Below are 16,724 nucleotides of genomic sequence, written 5' to 3' on the forward strand. Positions count from 1 at the left end.
CGAATGCTCTGGACCTGACGCATTGACAGCGGCTGACCCACCCCTTTCGCGGGCAAGCCCGCTCCCACAACACCTCGCCCTAAAATTGCTCGGGGTATCAGAACCCGACCGGGTTGAAGTAGAACGCATCGCTCGACGACAGGCTGGCCTTGATCTGGCGGGTGCCTTCATCGGCCGATACTTCCTCTTCACCCGCTTCCAGCGCCGCATAAGTGCGTGCTGCCACGTCCTGCGGACTGGTCTTCTGCACGTCGAAATCCTTGACCAGGTCGGTGTCGATGAAGCCGACGTGCAGCGCAAGCACCTGGGTCTGATCGGCGCGCAGTTGCACCCTCAGTGCGTTGGTGAAACCCCAGGCAGCGGCCTTGGACACACCATAGGCCGCCAGCGCCGGCGCGTTGAACCAGGTGATGTTGGACAGCACGTTGATGATTGCGCCACCCCCGTTGCGCTTGAGGATCGGCGCAAACGCCGCGCTGACCCGCACCAGACCGTACACGTTGGTGTCGATCAGCTCCTTGGACAGCTCGATCATATTCTCGGCCAGCGCGCTCTCCATCACCTTGGCGATGCCGGCGTTGTTGACCAGCAAGGTGGTGTCTGAACACTGCGCTGCTGCGGCCTTGATGGTCGCGTCATCGGTCACGTCCAGCTTGACCGGGATGATACCTGGCACATCGAAGCCTTCCGGGTTGCGCATGCCGGCGTATACCTTCGCTGCTCCCTGGGCGACTGCCAGCTTGGCAAAGGCCAGGCCCAGACCACGACTTGCACCGGTAACGAAAACCACTGATCCATTGATGTTCATGCGATGACCCTCGAAAAATGGCGCTTTGCCGTTTTGGATGGTGGTCATCATATTCAGAATTACCGTGCTGTCAATCGATGCCGGATGAAACTGTTCAGTGGATAGATTGAAAGCGTTGCATACCTTGAGAGCAGCGCGAGCCGCTCTCAAGTACGGGCCGTTTACACAGGGAAATTGGCGCGCATTGCTGCCAGGCCGCCAGTGAAGATGCCTTCGAACAAGGCAATCGCCTCGGCTTCGCTGATACCGGCTGGTGTGAAGTTCGCCGACCAGGTCACCCGCGAAACCTTTGGATCGGCTTGCGGCGCGACGCCCAGCGTTGCCTTGTACCCGGTGACGGCGAATGGCGCCTGGGTGATGGTGTAGCTGTACCAGCGCGCCGAATTATCGAAACCTTCCAGGCGTTCGATGATGACTTCGCCATCGGCAGTCTCCAGCGTACGCACCCGCCCGCCTTCGCTCAGTTCGCTCTTTGGAATGAATGGCAGCCAGTCAGGCAGTGAATTGAAGCCACCGATCAGTTGCCACACGGTGTCGGGTGAAGCCGGGATGTCGATGTAGGCTGAGGCTTGGGACATTGGAGTTCTCCAGTGAAATGAATCGATGGGTTCCGGCCGCCGGTTCGTCGAGCAGCGGCCGGTAAATCGCAACAAGGGTTATGCCGGCACCGGCGCGTTGATCGAGATTAGCCCGGCTTCGCGCAGTGCGGTCCAGAAAGCGCCAGGAATCACCGCATTGAGCGCGGCCACATCCTCGGCAATCCGGCCCGGACGGCTGGCGCCCGGAATGACTGCCGCAACGGCGGGGTTGGCCAGCGAGAATTGCAGAGCCGCCGCCTTGATATCAACCCCATGAGCCTGGGCGATGCGCTTGATGTGCTCGACCTTCTGGATGATCTGCGGGCTGGCCTTCTGGTACTCGAAATGCTCGCCACCGGCCAGAATCCCCGAGCTGTACGGGCCGCCCACCACGATGTCGGTGTTGCGGGCCTTCGCCTCGGCCATTACCCGCTGCAACGCGCGTTCGTGGTCCAGCAGCGAATAACGCCCGGCCAGCAGGAAACCATCGGGCTTGGGTTCGTCCAGGCCAAGGGTGAGTTCGATAGGCTCGACCTTGTTCACCCCAAGACCCCAGGCCTTGATGACGCCCTCGTCACGCAGGCGGTCCAGCACGCGGAAGGCCCCGGTGCGCGCCTGTTCGAAGTCTTGCAGCCACTGGTCACCGTAGAAGTCCTGGGCGATGTCGTGAATCCAGACGATGTCCAGGCGGTCGGTCTTCAAGCGCTTGAGGCTGTCTTCGATGGAGCGCAAGGTGGCATCGGCGCTGTAGTCGTTGACGATCTTGTTGCGCAGGCCGTGTTCGAACACGCCGCTTTTCTCGCCCAGGTCGCGGGCGCTGTTGTCCAGTTCGTCGAGGATCACCCGGCCGACCTTGGTGCTGAGCACGTATTCATCGCGCTTGTATTTGTGCAGGGCCTCGCCCAGGCGGATTTCCGAGAGGCCTGCGCCGTAGAACGGTGCGGTGTCGAAGTAACGCACGCCGGCATTCCAGGCGGCATCGACGGTGGCTTCTGCCTCGGCTTCAGGGATATTGCGGAACATGTTGCCCAGCGGTGCGGTGCCGAATCCGAGGACGCCTGGCAGTTTGTCTTTCAAGCTCATGGCTCTGATCTCCAGTTGAGGGGTCGCTGTTGCGACCGTTGAGCAGATCCTAGATTGCCGCCTCAAGACCGTCCAAGACATAATGAGTCAGACTTAAGACCTAGCGAGCATCACATGATCGATCTCCGCCAACTGCGCTATTTCGTCGTCGCCGCCGAGGAGGAACACGTTGGCCGCGCCGCCGAGCGCCTGCACATTTCCCAGTCGCCCTTGAGCCGGCAGATCGCCCAACTGGAAGAACGCCTGGGCCTGAACCTGTTCGAGCGCAGCCAGCAGCGTATCCGCCTGACCAGCGATGGCCGCACCTTTCTCACCGAAGCTCGCAGCCTGTTGACCCACGCCAACCGCCTGGAATCCTTGGGCAAGCGCCTGGGACGTGGCGAAGAAGGCGGCCTGTGCATCGGTTACATCGAGCACGCCATGCACGCCAACATCCTGCCCAAGGCGTTGAGCACCGTGCGCGCCGACCGCCCGGCCGTGCACGTGGCGCTGTACCTGATGAGTTCGGGCGATCAGCTTGAGGTCTTGCGCCAGCGCAGCCTGGACGTGGCGCTGGTCAGCGAGCCGCCACGGGACGACGACCCGGACCTGCTCTGCCGCCAGTTGCTGGAGGACCCGATGCTGCTGGCATTGCCGGCCAACCATCCGCTGGCGACCAGGGAGCGCCTGACCCCGGCGGACTTGAAGGATGAGGACTGGATCGGGGTGAAATCCAGCCAGGGCAAGGACCAGCACGGCGAATTCGTGGCCGCCTGCATTCGTGCAGGCTTCACCCCGCAGATTCGGCTGGAAGCCGCCGAGCCTTACACTGCGCTGGGGCTGGTGGCGGCCGGGTTGGGAATCACCATGACCCAGAAGAGTCTTGATCAGGCGGCGCACCCGGGTGTGGTGTTCAGGGAATTGCCGTGGCTGACGTTCAGCATGCCGCTGTGGGCGGCCTGGCATCGGGTGAACCTGCGGGCGCTGGTGGAGATCTTCCGGGTGATTCTGACCGGCAAGGATGCGGCGCCGATGGCCGTAGGCAGCGAGACGCTTCCCGGCTGAATTCAGGACTGCCCGAGAATCGCGGCCAACAGCCCCGGAAAGCGGGCGTCGAGTTCCTCTCCCCGCAGCGAGTTCATGTGCGTGGTGCCGACGTTGCGGGTATGCACCAGCCCTGAATCACGCAGGACGCGGAAATGGTGGGAGACGCTGGACTTGGGGCGTCCGCCGTCCAGTTCGCCACAAGTGGCTTCGGCCACGCCGGCCAGGTGGCGAACGATTTCCAGGCGAACAGGATCGCTCAGCGCGTAGAGAATGCGCTCGAGTTCGAAGCTCTCGGGATCGGGGTGTTTGTAGGCTCGCATGGGTCGGCATGATAGCGAGGGGGTTTTAAAAAAGCCATTGTTCGAATACTATCGAACAATCGTAAATCACACCTTTCGAGGCGACCATGTCGGCACTGTTCGAACCCTTCAAGCTCAAAGACGTCACCCTGCGCAATCGCATTGCCATTCCGCCGATGTGCCAGTACAAGGCCGAAGACGGTCTGATCAACGACTGGCACCACGTTCACCTGGCCGGCATGGCCCGTGGCGGCGCGGGTCTGGTGGTGGTCGAAGCCACCGCCGTGGCACCGGAAGGCCGGATCACCCCGGGCTGCGCCGGCATCTGGAATGATGAACAGGCCCAGGCATTCGTGCCGGTGGTCAAGGCGATCAAGGCCGCAGGCGCGGTGCCGGGCATCCAGATCGCCCACGCCGGCCGCAAAGCCAGCGCCAACCGCCCCTGGGAAGGCGACGACCATATCGTAGAGTCCGACCCGCGTGGCTGGCAGACCATCGCCCCTTCGGCTATCGCCTTTGGTGCAGGCCTGCCCAAGGTGCCCCAGGCCATGACCCTGGAAGACATCGCCCGGGTTCGCCAGGACTTCGCCGACGCCGCCCGCCGCGCCCGTGACGCCGGTTTCGAATGGATCGAACTGCACTTTGCCCATGGCTACCTGGGCCAGAGCTTCTTCTCCGAACACTCCAACCAGCGCACCGACGCCTATGGCGGCAGCTTCGACAACCGCAGCCGTTTCCTGCTGGAAACCCTGGCCGCCGTGCGTGAAGTGTGGCCGGAGCACCTGCCCCTGACCGCGCGTTTCGGCGTGCTGGAATATGACGGTCGCGACGAGCAGACCCTCACCGAGTCCATCGAGCTGGCGCGCCGCTTCAAGGATGGCGGCCTGGACCTGCTGAGCGTCAGCGTCGGCTTTACCATTCCGGAAACCAACATTCCGTGGGGTCCGGCGTTCATGGGGCCGATTGCCGAGCGCGTTCGCCGCGAAGCCGGATTGCCGGTCACCTCAGCCTGGGGTTTCGGCACGCCGCAACTGGCGGAAGAATCAATCAAGTCCGGTCACCTGGACTTGGTGTCCATCGGGCGCGCGCACCTGGCGGACCCGCACTGGCCGTACTTCGCAGCCAAGGAACTGGGCGTGGACAAAGCCTCCTGGACCCTGCCCGCCCCTTACGCGCACTGGCTTGAACGCTATCGTTAAGCGCTACGCACCGGGTCGCCCTGCAATGGGGCGACTTGAGGGTTCATGCCGGGTGTCTAGCCGGGCGGCGATTTGATCGCCGTCCAGCGAGCCTGAGAGCCTACTGCCCCGCCGAACGGTGCCAGCGAATCTGACTGACCCCGGAACGCTCCGCAGCCTCGACCATCGAATGGTAACTGCCCTGCCACTCGCGTCCGCTGGCGCCCATCTCGGCGCCTGAGTGGATCAAGGCGTAATACACCGCATCGTGAGAGCACAGGTTGTCGTCGTGACATTCCAGCGCCCGCTCGTTACCTTCGAACGTGTAAAAAATCGTGAAGCCCATGACACACCTCCATGCCGACGATGATCCTGGCAGAACGGGTCGATCATAGCGCGCACCCGACCGGGCAGAATGACAGGCTGGCTAATTTCACTGGCTTTGCGGGCCAGCCACTGAAATGTCGGGCGAACGGCCTTCGGGAGCAGCGGGCAAGGTTGAAAGCGCGGCGCAGTGCCTTATCATGGCCGGCGGTTTATCGACTCACTTCAAGCAAGAGATGCCTATGTCCAGCGAAAACGTCGTCTTCACTCCCGATCCCGATGCGGATTCCATTTCTTCCGATGTGGCCGGTTTCGGCGGCATTCTAGTCTCGACCCAGGTTCCGACCCGCGCCGATGGCAGCCTTGAACTGGGCGACATCACGCTGCAGAGCGAATGCACCCTGCAAGCGCTGAAAGTGGCGCTGGAGAAAGCGGGCAGCTCGATGGACCGGGTCATGCACCTGACCATCTACCTGACCGACATGGCCGACCGCGCGGCTTTCAATGAGGTCTACAAACGCTTCTTCGCCAAGCCATGGCCGGTACGTGCGGCGGTAGGCGTCGCGGCGCTGGCCGTTGAAGGCATGCGCGTGGAAGTGACGGCGATGGCGGCCAAGGGCTGATCCAGTTCGTCGCTGTTGAGGTAGCCCACACCCGTAGCAGTCCGGCTTGCCGGCGGATGTACCCGATCCCGTAGGAGCGCGCTTGCCCGCGATGGCGTCCTTGAGACACTCGCCGGCAAGTCGCCGTTTCTCACCACCCGGCAGCACAAGGATGCCGCCCAGGCATTTCGCCGGTACAATGCGCGGCTTGACCGTGACGATCCTGACTAAAAAAACATGTCCCTACCCAAGCATCACCTGGAATTGCTCAGCCCTGCGCGCGATGTAAGCATTGCTCGCGAGGCCATCCTGCATGGCGCCGACGCCATCTACATCGGCGGCCCAAGCTTCGGCGCACGCCATAACGCTGCCAACGAAGTCAGCGAGATCGCCGACCTGGTGGAGTTCGCCCGTCGCTACCATGCGCGGGTATTCACCACGATCAACACCATCCTGCACGACAACGAACTGGAGCCGGCGCGCAAGCTGATCCACCAGCTGTACGACGCAGGCGTCGACGCGCTGATCGTCCAGGACCTGGGCGTCATGGAACTGGACATCCCGCCGATCGAGCTGCATGCCAGCACCCAGACCGACATCCGCACCCTGGAACGGGCCAAATTCCTCGATCAGGCAGGCTTCTCCCAACTGGTGCTGGCCCGTGAGCTGAACCTGCAGGAAATCCGTGCCATCGCCGACGAGACCGATGCCGCCATCGAGTTCTTCATCCACGGTGCGCTGTGCGTAGCCTTTTCCGGTCAGTGCAACATTTCCCACGCCCAGACCGGCCGCAGCGCCAACCGTGGCGACTGCTCCCAGGCCTGCCGCCTGCCCTACACATTGAAAGATGATCAGGGCCGCGTAGTAGCCTTCGAGAAACACCTGCTGTCGATGAAAGACAACAACCAGAGCGCCAACATCCGCGCTCTGGTGGAAGCCGGCGTGCGCTCGTTCAAGATCGAGGGGCGTTACAAGGACATGGGCTACGTGAAAAACATCACGGCCTACTATCGCCAGCGCCTGGACGACGTGCTCGAAGACCGCCCGGACCTGGCCCGCGCTTCCAGCGGCCGTACTGCGCATTTCTTCGTGCCGGACCCGGAAAAGACTTTCCACCGTGGCAGCACCGATTACTTCGTCACCGACCGCAAGATCGACATCGGCGCTTTCGACACCCCGACCTTCACCGGCCTGCCGGTGGGTGTGGTGGAGAAAGTCGGCAAACGCGACCTGCAAGTGGTGACCCATGAACCGCTGTCCAACGGTGACGGCCTCAATGTGCAAATCAAGCGCGAAGTCGTGGGTTTCCGCGCCAATATCGCCGAAGCCAAGGGCGAGTTCGAGGAAGATGGCGAGAAACGCTATCGCTATCGCGTCGAGCCCAACGAGATGCCGGCCGACCTGTACAAGGTGCGCCCGAACCATCCACTGAGCCGCAACCTGGACCACAACTGGCAACAGGCGCTGCTCAAGACCTCCGCCGAACGCCGCATTGGTCTGACCTGGCAGGCCACCTTGCGCGAAGAGCGCCTTGAGCTGGTGGCAACCAGTGAAGAAGGCATCAGTGCGAGCGTTGCTTTGGACGGCCCTTTTGGTCCGGCCAACAAACCTGAGCAGGCCCTTGAGCAATTGCGCGACCTGCTGGGTCAACTGGGCACAACCCAGTACCACGCCACTGACGTGAAGCTGGACGCCCCGCAGGCGTTCTTCATTCCGAACTCGCAACTCAAGGCCCTGCGCCGCGAGGTGATCGAGGCGCTGACGGCCGCCCGCGTCGCGGCCCATCCGCGCGGCTCCCGCAAGGCCGAGACCAGCCCGCCGCCGGTGTACCCTGAGTCGCACCTGTCGTTCCTGGCCAACGTGTACAACCAGAAAGCGCGGGATTTCTATCACCGCCATGGCGTGCAGTTGATCGACGCCGCCTACGAGGCCCACGAGGAACCGGGCGAAGTGCCGGTGATGATTACCAAGCACTGCCTGCGCTTCTCGTTCAACCTGTGCCCGAAACAGGCCAAGGGCGTCACCGGCGTGCGCACCAAGGTTGCGCCGATGCAACTGGTGCATGGCGATGAAGTCTTGACCCTCAAGTTCGATTGCAAGCCGTGCGAGATGCACATCATCGGCAAGATGAAAGGCCACATCCTGCACTCGCCGCAACCGGGCAGTGCACCGGTGGTGGGTCACATCAGCCCGGCGGATTTGCTCAAGACCATCCCCCGCGCACCGCATTGATGGGCTGACCTCTACGTAGCAGCCGGGCTTGCCTGGGGCGTTCTCAAGATCGCCCCGCTGGCAAGCCGGACTGCTACGGTACTGTGGTAGACGCAAATCCCAAACACCGCAAAACCCGTAGCAGCCGGGCTTGCCCGCGGGACGATCTTGAGGACGCCCCCGCCGGCAAGCCGTGCTGCTACGGGGTTGGGGGCGTTCTCAAGGTCATCTGCGCACCGCTTCCCGTAGGAGCGCGCTTGCCCGCGATGGCGTTACACCTGACACCTCGATGATGCCTGCCACACCGCCGTCGCGGGCAAGCGCGCTCCTACACGTTAACGGCCGGAATCCGGTTGTGCATATCCGACCTGCATTTTCCCCTCCCTGACTTCCCGCAACCGCCGTCTCGCCTGCGCTGTGGCGATTTTTCGCGACCATGGATATTGCCAACTACAGGTCGGAAACAGACAACTGGGCGTCGTTTCGATCTGATCGAATCGCTCCATGCACAACCGGGTGTTTCGCACTGCGAATACCCCGGTTCTGACCCTGGAAAACGCCGAGGATGCTCCTGTGAAAGACAGCGTAATGATTGGAGAACTGACCTGGCCGGATTACGCACGGCGGGTCAAGAACGGCGGCCCGGTGTTCCTGCCGGTAGGCGCTCTGGAGCAGCATGGCCATCACATGTGCATGGAAGTGGACGTGCTGCTGCCCACCGCCATCTGCAAGGCGGTGGCGCAGAACGTAGACGGCCTGGTGTTGCCCGCCCTCGCCTACGGCTACAAATCCCAGCAGAAATCAGGCGGTGGCAATCACTTTCCCGGCACCACCAGCCTTGACGGTGCAACGCTCACCAGCACGGTGCAGGACATCATCCGCGAACTCGCCCGCCATGGCGCGCGCAAGCTGGTGGTGATGAACGGGCACTTCGAGAATTCGATGTTCATCGTCGAGGGCATCGACCTGGCGCTGCGGGAGTTGCGCTACGCAGGCATCCACGACTTCCGGGTGGTGGTGCTCTCGTACTGGGATTTCGTCAACGACCCGCAGGTGATCCAGACCCTGTACCCCGAAGGATTCCTCGGCTGGGACATCGAGCATGGCGGGGTCTTCGAAACCTCGCTGATGCTTGCCCTGCACCCGGACAAGGTCGACCTGAGCCGCGCCGTCGATCACCCACCCGCCAAGTTTCCACCCTATGACGTGTTCCCCGTCATCCCCGAGCGCACCCCGGCCTGCGGCACCCTGTCCTCGCCCAAGGGCTCCAGCCGCGAGAAAGGCGAGCTGATCCTGCAGGTCTGTGTGCAAGGCATCAGCGGCGCGGTGCGCGAAGCCTTCAACCTTGAGCGGTAAACCCCGCCATCGAACATGACTCCCCAGCGTCACGGTCCAGCGACATCAAAACGGCTCCACAACAATAAAAAGGGTCACTCTCATGTCCAGCTCAAGTCTCTCCCCAGGCCTCAAGCAGCGCCACGTCACCATGCTGTCCATCGCCGGCGCCATCGGTGCCGGCTTGTTCATCGGCTCCGGCCACGCCATCGCGGCGGCAGGGCCGGCTGCGATCATCGCGTACATCCTGTCCGGCACCCTGGTGGTGCTGGTGATGCGCATGCTCGGCGAAATGGCCGTGGCCTCACCCGATACCGGCTCGTTCTCGACCTACGCCGAACGGGCGATGGGACGCACGGCAGGTTTCACCATCGGCTGGCTGTACTGGTGGTTCTGGGTGCTGGTGATTCCCATCGAAGCCATCGCCGCCGCCGCGATCCTGCATGCGTGGTTTCCCGCCGTGCAAACCTGGGAATTCGCCCTGGCCGTGACGGGCCTGCTGACCCTGACCAACCTGTTCAGCGTGGCCCGTTACGGCGAGTTCGAGTTCTGGTTCGCCATGCTCAAGGTTATTGCGGTGTTGGGCTTCATCGCCTTGGGTGCGCTGGCGTTGGCGGGCGGCTTGCCCAATACAAAGGTCAGCGGCGTGCTGACCCTGAGCCGCGAGTTCGGCGGCTTCATGCCCAACGGAATGACCGCAGTGGTCGGTGCCATGCTGACCACCGTGTTCAGCTTCATGGGCACCGAAATCGTCACCATCGCCGCTGCTGAATCGAAAAACCCGTCGAAACAGATCACCCGCGCGACCAACTCGGTGGTGTGGCGGATGGGGATTTTCTACATTGTCTCGGTGTTCCTGATCGTGTCGATCGTGCCCTGGAACGACCCGATGCTGACCCAGGTGGGCTCCTATCAGCGCGCCCTGGAGCTGATGAACATTCCCTACGCTAAGCTGATCGTCGATATCGTGGTGCTGATCGCCGTGGCCAGTTGCCTGAACTCGGCCATCTACACCGCCTCGCGCATGGTCTACTCGCTGGGCAAACGCGGCGACGGCCCGCGCTTCCTGCAGAAGACCAACGCCAGCGGCGTGCCCTGCATCGCGGTGCTGGCCAGTACGGCAGTGGGCTTTTTGACCACGGCTTTGAACTACTTCGCCCCCGAGCAGGTGTTCTCCTTCCTGCTGGCCAGCTCCGGCGCCGTGGCGCTGCTGGTGTACCTGGCCATCGCCCTCTCGCAGCTGGTGTTGCGCAAGCGCATGCAGGCCAGCGGCGAACCCATCGCCTTCGGCATGTGGCTGTTCCCGTGGCTCAGCTACGCCGTGATCCTGTCGATCCTGAGCATTCTGCTGGTGATGCTGGTACTGCCTGAACACCGCATGGAAGTCGTCGCTACTGGCGGGCTGGCCCTGTCGATCATCTGCATGAGCGCGATCTTTTCCGGCAGGCGGCAGGCCGTCCAGCACACCAAACCCGTCTAGAACCACCAGGGTCACGCAGTTGCAGTTTTTTTAACGGTTCACCTCTTTCCGGCCGCTCTTGACCACAGAGCGGGCCGGTTTTTTTGTTTTTCAAAGCCAATGCCTGTCCATGCCGGCCTGGGTGTAAGATCCGCCCAGACTCCCCGACCCGCAGGCATTGCCCCAAGACGCATCGTGCGTCGTTGTAGTCGTTGAGGAGTGAGAGAGATGGCGGAGCTGGAAATGCTGAAAGTCGAGATGCCACAACACCTTACGCCAGGGGATGACGAAACTGTCCTGGCCCCGGCGCTCAACCCCAAAGCCAAGGTCATCGGGTTTCTGGTCATCCCCAATTTCACCACCATCGGTTTTGCCTCGGCGGTGGAAACCCTGCGCATGGCCAACCTCGCTGCGCGCAAGACGCTGTATCAGACCCTTATCATCGCCGCCGACATGGAGCCGGTGAGCGCCAGCAACGGCATGCGCGTGCTGCCTGATTACTGCATTGCCACCGCGCCCAGGCTGGACGTGCTGTTCGTGGTCGGTTCCAACCCCATCGTCTCCGATCACAGCACCCGCCCCCTGCTCAACTGGCTGCGCAAGCTGGCCCACGATCAGGTGCCGCTGGGCGGGATATGCACCGGCAGCCACCTGCTGGCCCGCGCCGACCTGCTCAAGGGCTATCGCTGCACCATTCACTGGGAAGACATCGAGGCGCTCAAGGAGCGGTTTCCGGGGATCATCATTTCCAATCAGCTGTTCGAGCTGGACCGCGATCGCTACACCTGTTCCGGGGGCGTGGCGTCCATGGACATGACCCTGCAGCTGATCGCTCGCCAGCCAGGCGGGCGCGACATTGCCGCCCATGCCGCCGAGCTGCTGTTGTGTGACCGGGTGCGCGGCGCCCAGGAACGCCAGCGTGTGCCGCTGCGGCAAAAGCTTGGGACATCGCAGCCCAAACTCAGCCAGATCGTCGCGATCATGGAGGCCAACCTCGAAGAACCGGTGGGCCTCGAGGAACTGGCGAGCCTCAACGAGGTGTCGGTGCGCCAACTGGAGCGCCTGTTCCACAAGCACCTGCAACGCACGCCGAGCCAGTACTATCTGGAACTGCGCCTGTCACGGGCACGGCAGCTGCTGTTGCGCAGCGAATCCCAGGTGCGGGACATCGCCCTGGCCTGCGGCTTTGTCTCCCCCGCGCACTTCTCCAAATGCTACAGCCGCTTCTTCGGCGTATCGCCCATGGGCGAGCGCAAGCAGGTTGCGTCGCTGCACTGACGGCAGATGCAACGAGGCCGGCAATGCGCCGGCCTCGATCAATGCCTTTTCAGTCTGACCATTTCAATCCTGCAACGCCTTGTGCGCTGTTTCGCGGCTGAGCAGCATCGCGACCAGCGCCACCAACGCTGCCGCCAGCAGATACCAGGCCGGCGCCATCTTGTTGCCCGTCAACTGGATCAACCAGGTCGCAATGAACGGCGCGGTACCGCCAAACAGCGCGTTGGCCAGGTTGAAGCTGAAGGCGAAACCGCTGAAGCGCACGCGGGTCGGGAAGATTTCCGCCAGAAAGCACGGCAGCGTGCCGTCATTCATCGCCAGCATGGCGCCGAAGATGAGCTGGATCGCCAGAATCATCAGCAACGGCTGGTGATCGAGCATGCCGAACAGCGGCAACGTCAGCCCCAGAAAGAGCACCGAAGCGATCAACAGCATGGTCTTGCGGCCGAACCGGTCCGACAGCGTGCCCATCAGGAAGATCAGGCCGATGTAGGTGGCCAGCGACACGGTCGAAGCCAGGAACGAGTCGCCCTCGCTCATGCCCATTTCGCTGGACAGGTAGGTCGGCATGTAGCTGAGCAGCAGGTAGAACGCCACGGCGTTCAGGCAGGTGACGCCGATACCGATCAGTACGCTGCGCCGATGCACGGTGAGCAGTTCTCGCACCGGCGCCTGCTGGCCGCCTTCCTTTTCTTCCAGGCGTTTCTCCATCTCCAGGAACTTGGGTGTGTCCTGCAGGCTCATGCGGATGTAACGGCCCACCAGGCCAAACGGCGCGGCCAGCAGGAATGGCAGACGCCAGCCCCAACTGTGCAGGTCCTCGACGGTGAGCCAGGCATGCAGGCCCGCCACGAACAGCGCACCGAACAACAGCCCCGCCGCCGTGCTGGCAGGCACGATGCTGGTGAACAGCCCGCGCTTGCCGGGCGGTGCGTACTCGGCCAGGAAGGCCGCAGCGCCTGCGTATTCACCCGATGCCGAAAAACCCTGGAACAGCCGGATCAGCAACAGCAATGCCGGCGCCCACAGGCCGATGTGGTTGTAGGTGGGCAGGATGCCGATGCAGAAGGTCGACACCGACATGATCAGGATCGACCAGGACAGCGCGCTGCGCCGCCCGTATTTATCACCGAAGTGGCCCCAGATCAGCCCGCCCACTGGGCGGACGATGAACGACAGAGCGAACACCGCGAAGGTCGCCAGCAGCCCCGTGGCCTTGTCAGCCTGGGGGAAGAACGTCAGGGCGATGACAGTCGCCAGATAGCCATAGGCTGCGTAGTCGAACCACTCGACGAAGTTGCCCATGAAACTGGCGCCCGCCGCACGTCTAAGCGCCTTGCGCTCGGCACTTTGCTCGCGTTGGGCATCGACTGGAGATTGCATGCTTGCACTTGGAATGGTCATGACGGATACCCTCTATTGTTGTACTTGGCAGGGCGAAAAGTCAGGAAGTGCTGCGCGTCTGGGCACGCATGCACTTGAAGGCAAAACAAAACGCCGCACGGGAAAGTGCGGCGTGACAGCTTATTTCTTGATGATGTTGTGTTCCGGGCCATACGGGAACTTGGTGATGTTCTCCCCGCCGTGCTCGTTGACGATCAGGATGTCGTGCTCACGGTACCCGCCAGCGCCCGGCAGGCCTTCAGGCAGCATGATCATCGGCTCGATGGACACCACCATGCCCGGCTCCAGCACCGTGTCGATGTCTTCGCGCAGCTCAAGCCCCGCCTCGCGGCCATAGTAATGGCTCAGGGTGCCGAACGAGTGGCCGTAGCCGAAGGTGCGGTACTGCAGCAGGTCATGCGCCATGAAGATCTCATTCAACTCTGCCGCGATGTCGCAGCAACGCATGCCCGGCTTGATGAGTTTCAGGCCCGCCTCGTGCACCTTGACGTTGACTTCCCACAGGCGCAGATGGTCGTCGGAGCAGTGATCCAGGAACAGCGTGCGCTCCAGCGCCGTGTAATAACCGGCAATCATTGGGAAGCAGTTCAGACTCAGGATGTCACCCTTGTTGACCTTGCGCGACGTCACCGGGTTGTGCGCACCGTCGGTGTTGATGCCTGACTGGAACCAGGTCCAGGTGTCCATCAACTCGGAATCGGGGAAAGTACGGGCGATTTCGCGCACCATGGCCTGGGTCGCGTGCAGTGCCACTTCATATTCCGGGACCTGGTCGCGCAGCGCTTCGACGATGGCCGCACCGCCGACATCGGCAATCCGTGCGCCCTGGCGAATGACCGCATGTTCTTCAGCAGACTTGATCATGCGCATGCGCATGCACGGCGCGCCGATATCCACCAGTTCGGCCTGCGGATAGCGGGCGGCGAGCTTGTCGCGGTTGAGCAGGTTCAGGTGGTCGAACTCCACGCCGATGCGTCCGGCCTTGGGCAGCGCCTGCTGGATGGCGACGAAGTAGTTGTCGCGCTGCCAGTCGGTGTAGACGATGTTTTCGGTGCCAACCGTGCGGCGCCATGGCTGGCCACCGTCGATATTGGCGCTGATCGTCACCACGCTGTCCTGGGTCACGACCAGGGCATAAGGCCGGCCGAACGAGCAATACAGGAAATCGCTGTAGTAGTTGACGTTGTGGTACGAGGTGAATACCGCAGCGTCGATGTCGTTCTGCGCCAGATAGCCGCGCAGTTTGGCCTGGCGATTGGCGTATTCCTGCGCCGAGAACGTGGGTGCGACTTTTTCGCCGTTCTTGATCTGGATGGTCTTCGGCATTTGCATGACTTCTATCCTTCAGTGATTGACCGGAGCGCGCCAGTTGATCGGGCCGCTGGAGACCATTCGAACAGAAGGCCCTGGGGCTTTTTTGCGCGAATCCGACCTGCAATTGACTGGATCCGCTGCGCCGCCCGTCTCCTTGTCGATGCCCCACGCACATAGCACGATGCCCCGGTCGGCGGAACAGACCGCGAGCCGGGGCATCGTGCTTGTGTGCGTGGGCGAAGCGTTTCAGTGCAGGCGTCGGGCATCCGCCTGTGTATGCGGGGCCGCATGCTCGCGCTGGTTGCGGGCCAGGAGCTCGCGAATCAGGCCCCGGGCGCCGTGCGGGCCGACGCAGGTCAGGTGCATCAGCACATCGAAGGGTTGCGCCTGATCCAGCGCCTGGGTGGCCATGGTCACGCCGTTGCTTGCCCGAAGCGGTGCGCCTTGCAGACTGAGCATCTGCCATTCGCACACCGTTTCACCTGCCGTCTCGTTGGCCACGCGCAGGGGCTCCAGCGCGCTGGCCAGGGCATAGAAGTCGAAGGCATCGGTCAGCCAGAAGCCGATGCGAAGCACTTTTTGAGCGGAAGAACGATCCTTGGAGCCCTGCGCCATGACCTCGATCCTGTGGACGTCGAACGGAGCTTGATTGTCGGCGCAACACGCAGCCCGGACGTGCCTGAATTCGACCTGTAATTGTTCGCACGGCCTGCAAACCTCTCGCTTGTGACCTATAGCGACGACGGCTGGCCTGATTGCGACCCGCCTGCGCCCGGCATTGGCGAGGCCTTGAATTTCCACGCTATAACAGGCCCCCGTTTGCTACTGGAGCCTTGTCCATGACTGTCGAGTTTCGTCCGGCCACACGTTGGGACGCGCGGGAGATTGCCCGCCTGTTCCAGATCACTTCCGAAGGTGCATCCGATTACATCTGGAGCCAGCTGGCCGAACCGGGTGAGGAACTGCTCGACGTTGGCGCCCGGCGTTATGCCCGTGAGGACGTGGATTTTTCCTTCCAGAATTGCCTGATTGCCGAAGCCGAAGGGCTGGTGATCGGCATGATGCACAGCTACGCCATGCGCGAGGACCCTGAGCCTGTAGCGGTCACCGACCCGGTGCTGGCGCCTTATGCCGATATGGAAGTGCCGGATACGCTGTACATCTCAAGCCTGGCCTTGCACGAGGGCTGGCGCAATAAGGGCCTGGGCCTCGATTTTCTCGAACGTGCGCAACTTCGCGCCGATAGCATGGGGCTTAAAGGATTGAGCCTGATCGATTACGCCGCCAACACCGGTGCGCGACGGTTTTATGAGCGACACGGTTTTGCAGTGATCAAGACGTGCCAGATCACGCCGCACCCGATGATTCGGGTGACGGGCGAGGCGTATTTGATGCAGCGGCTTAGCTGATGTACCCCATTCTTGTAGCAGCCCGGCTGCCACGGGGCGGTCATCGGCGGGCCAATTCGTGGCGGGTGCACCCTTCGTAATACACCTGTCGCACGCTGTCCGGGCGCATGCGCGAGGGGCTGTCGTAGGTCTGCTCGGCGATGCCCAGCGCACTCATGCGCATCCACTGCTGGGGGAAATGCCGGGCCTGGAGCTTCTTGCGCGCGCCGTACAGGGTCAGCCCTGACAACTTGTATTGCTGCGCCGTGCCAGCAATCCCGGCGCCCCAACTGCAAAGATCGTGTTCGTTCTTGCTCAAGTCCCGCGCAAACGTGAAGGATGAAGTACCGGCCACCGCACAGAACACCAACACAACCCTGATAGTTTGCATGCAGATCCTTGCCTAACTGATTGATAGGCCGAGGATTGTGCATAGA

17 protein-coding genes are annotated in these 16,724 nt (G+C 62.4%); 8 read left to right on the forward strand and 9 right to left on the reverse strand.

The window, feature by feature from the left end; translation table 11 throughout:
- Nucleotides 1-97: 97 nt before the first annotated feature.
- The 3 genes from NPS29_RS04900 to NPS29_RS04910 form a co-directional block, all read right to left on the reverse strand.
- The gene (locus tag NPS29_RS04900; RefSeq protein ID WP_274131066.1) at nt 98-808 is read right to left on the reverse strand and encodes an SDR family oxidoreductase; all 711 of its coding nucleotides are present in this window, start codon (nt 806-808) and stop codon (nt 98-100) included.
- Nucleotides 809-969: 161 nt separating this feature from the next.
- Nucleotides 970-1,386: an SRPBCC family protein gene (locus tag NPS29_RS04905; protein WP_274131067.1), complete on the reverse strand. Its 417-nt coding sequence runs from the start codon at nt 1,384-1,386 to the stop codon at nt 970-972.
- Between the two features lie 78 nt (nt 1,387-1,464).
- Nucleotides 1,465-2,469: an aldo/keto reductase gene (locus NPS29_RS04910; RefSeq protein ID WP_274131068.1), complete on the reverse strand. Its 1,005-nt coding sequence runs from the start codon at nt 2,467-2,469 to the stop codon at nt 1,465-1,467.
- A gap of 114 nt (nt 2,470-2,583) precedes the next feature.
- Here NPS29_RS04910 and NPS29_RS04915 point away from each other — a divergent pair, with 114 nt between their 5' ends.
- Nucleotides 2,584-3,513, forward strand: a complete 930-nt coding sequence (locus NPS29_RS04915) for a LysR substrate-binding domain-containing protein (RefSeq protein WP_274131069.1) — start codon at nt 2,584-2,586, stop codon at nt 3,511-3,513.
- A 2-nt stretch (nt 3,514-3,515) separates the two neighbouring features.
- Here the strand turns inward: NPS29_RS04915 and NPS29_RS04920 are convergent, their stop codons facing one another.
- Nucleotides 3,516-3,815, reverse strand: a complete 300-nt coding sequence (locus NPS29_RS04920; RefSeq protein ID WP_274131070.1) for an ArsR/SmtB family transcription factor — start codon at nt 3,813-3,815, stop codon at nt 3,516-3,518.
- An 86-nt stretch (nt 3,816-3,901) separates the two neighbouring features.
- Here NPS29_RS04920 and NPS29_RS04925 point away from each other — a divergent pair, with 86 nt between their 5' ends.
- Nucleotides 3,902-4,993 (forward strand): NADH:flavin oxidoreductase/NADH oxidase, encoded by a 1,092-nt coding sequence (locus NPS29_RS04925; protein WP_274131071.1) that lies wholly within the window; start codon nt 3,902-3,904, stop codon nt 4,991-4,993.
- 100 nt (nt 4,994-5,093) lie between these two features.
- Here NPS29_RS04925 and NPS29_RS04930 read toward each other — a convergent pair whose 3' ends face one another.
- The gene (locus NPS29_RS04930; protein WP_274131072.1) at nt 5,094-5,318 is read right to left on the reverse strand and encodes a DUF6555 family protein; all 225 of its coding nucleotides are present in this window, start codon (nt 5,316-5,318) and stop codon (nt 5,094-5,096) included.
- 220 nt (nt 5,319-5,538) lie between these two features.
- Between NPS29_RS04930 and NPS29_RS04935 the strand changes: the two genes are divergently transcribed.
- The 5 genes from NPS29_RS04935 (at nt 5,539) to NPS29_RS04955 (ending at nt 12,181) form a co-directional block, all read left to right on the forward strand.
- On the forward strand, nt 5,539-5,919 hold the full coding sequence (locus NPS29_RS04935) for a RidA family protein (RefSeq protein WP_274131073.1): 381 nt from the start codon (nt 5,539-5,541) through the stop codon (nt 5,917-5,919).
- A gap of 216 nt (nt 5,920-6,135) precedes the next feature.
- Nucleotides 6,136-8,130: a peptidase U32 family protein gene (locus tag NPS29_RS04940; protein ID WP_274131074.1), complete on the forward strand. Its 1,995-nt coding sequence runs from the start codon at nt 6,136-6,138 to the stop codon at nt 8,128-8,130.
- A gap of 552 nt (nt 8,131-8,682) precedes the next feature.
- Nucleotides 8,683-9,465: a creatininase gene (locus tag NPS29_RS04945; RefSeq protein WP_274131075.1), complete on the forward strand. Its 783-nt coding sequence runs from the start codon at nt 8,683-8,685 to the stop codon at nt 9,463-9,465.
- A gap of 64 nt (nt 9,466-9,529) precedes the next feature.
- Nucleotides 9,530-10,924, forward strand: coding sequence for a GABA permease (gene gabP / locus NPS29_RS04950; RefSeq protein WP_425312445.1), 1,395 nt, complete (start codon nt 9,530-9,532; stop codon nt 10,922-10,924).
- Between the two features lie 237 nt (nt 10,925-11,161).
- Nucleotides 11,162-12,181 (forward strand): GlxA family transcriptional regulator, encoded by a 1,020-nt coding sequence (locus tag NPS29_RS04955; protein ID WP_400607710.1) that lies wholly within the window; start codon nt 11,162-11,164, stop codon nt 12,179-12,181.
- Between the two features lie 63 nt (nt 12,182-12,244).
- On the opposite strand, the gene NPS29_RS04960 is transcribed toward NPS29_RS04955, so the two are convergent.
- From NPS29_RS04960 to NPS29_RS04970, 3 genes are all read right to left on the reverse strand, one after another.
- Nucleotides 12,245-13,585, reverse strand: coding sequence for an MFS transporter (locus NPS29_RS04960; protein ID WP_274131078.1), 1,341 nt, complete (start codon nt 13,583-13,585; stop codon nt 12,245-12,247).
- Nucleotides 13,586-13,705: 120 nt separating this feature from the next.
- Nucleotides 13,706-14,917 (reverse strand): M24 family metallopeptidase, encoded by a 1,212-nt coding sequence (locus NPS29_RS04965; protein ID WP_274131079.1) that lies wholly within the window; start codon nt 14,915-14,917, stop codon nt 13,706-13,708.
- Between the two features lie 228 nt (nt 14,918-15,145).
- Entirely contained in the window at nt 15,146-15,514 is a 369-nt protein-coding gene (locus NPS29_RS04970) for a hypothetical protein (protein ID WP_274131080.1), read from the reverse strand.
- A gap of 224 nt (nt 15,515-15,738) precedes the next feature.
- Here NPS29_RS04970 and NPS29_RS04975 point away from each other — a divergent pair, with 224 nt between their 5' ends.
- Entirely contained in the window at nt 15,739-16,308 is a 570-nt protein-coding gene (locus NPS29_RS04975; RefSeq protein WP_274131082.1) for a GNAT family N-acetyltransferase, read from the forward strand.
- Nucleotides 16,309-16,348: 40 nt separating this feature from the next.
- Here NPS29_RS04975 and NPS29_RS04980 read toward each other — a convergent pair whose 3' ends face one another.
- Nucleotides 16,349-16,678 carry a hypothetical protein gene (locus NPS29_RS04980; RefSeq protein ID WP_274131084.1) on the reverse strand — a complete coding sequence of 110 codons (330 nt, stop codon included), beginning with the start codon at nt 16,676-16,678 and terminating at the stop codon, nt 16,349-16,351.
- Between the last annotated feature and the right edge of the window lie 46 nt (nt 16,679-16,724).

This window comes from Pseudomonas putida (assembly GCF_028682175.1).
GTDB lineage: Bacteria > Pseudomonadota > Gammaproteobacteria > Pseudomonadales > Pseudomonadaceae > Aquipseudomonas > Aquipseudomonas putida_AD.

Coding starts and splice junctions, on each gene's coding strand:
- NPS29_RS04900 (WP_274131066.1), bottom strand. CDS start 808: ATGAACATCAATGGATCAGTGGTTTTCGTTACCGGTGCAAGTCGTGGT.
- NPS29_RS04905 (WP_274131067.1), bottom strand. CDS start 1,386: ATGTCCCAAGCCTCAGCCTACATCGACATCCCGGCTTCACCCGACACC.
- NPS29_RS04910 (WP_274131068.1), bottom strand. CDS start 2,469: ATGAGCTTGAAAGACAAACTGCCAGGCGTCCTCGGATTCGGCACCGCA.
- NPS29_RS04915 (WP_274131069.1), top strand. CDS start 2,584: ATGATCGATCTCCGCCAACTGCGCTATTTCGTCGTCGCCGCCGAGGAG.
- NPS29_RS04920 (WP_274131070.1), bottom strand. CDS start 3,815: ATGCGAGCCTACAAACACCCCGATCCCGAGAGCTTCGAACTCGAGCGC.
- NPS29_RS04925 (WP_274131071.1), top strand. CDS start 3,902: ATGTCGGCACTGTTCGAACCCTTCAAGCTCAAAGACGTCACCCTGCGC.
- NPS29_RS04930 (WP_274131072.1), bottom strand. CDS start 5,318: ATGGGCTTCACGATTTTTTACACGTTCGAAGGTAACGAGCGGGCGCTG.
- NPS29_RS04935 (WP_274131073.1), top strand. CDS start 5,539: ATGTCCAGCGAAAACGTCGTCTTCACTCCCGATCCCGATGCGGATTCC.
- NPS29_RS04940 (WP_274131074.1), top strand. CDS start 6,136: ATGTCCCTACCCAAGCATCACCTGGAATTGCTCAGCCCTGCGCGCGAT.
- NPS29_RS04955 (WP_400607710.1), top strand. CDS start 11,162: ATGCCACAACACCTTACGCCAGGGGATGACGAAACTGTCCTGGCCCCG.
- NPS29_RS04960 (WP_274131078.1), bottom strand. CDS start 13,585: ATGACCATTCCAAGTGCAAGCATGCAATCTCCAGTCGATGCCCAACGC.
- NPS29_RS04965 (WP_274131079.1), bottom strand. CDS start 14,917: ATGCAAATGCCGAAGACCATCCAGATCAAGAACGGCGAAAAAGTCGCA.
- NPS29_RS04970 (WP_274131080.1), bottom strand. CDS start 15,514: ATGGCGCAGGGCTCCAAGGATCGTTCTTCCGCTCAAAAAGTGCTTCGC.
- NPS29_RS04975 (WP_274131082.1), top strand. CDS start 15,739: ATGACTGTCGAGTTTCGTCCGGCCACACGTTGGGACGCGCGGGAGATT.
- NPS29_RS04980 (WP_274131084.1), bottom strand. CDS start 16,678: ATGCAAACTATCAGGGTTGTGTTGGTGTTCTGTGCGGTGGCCGGTACT.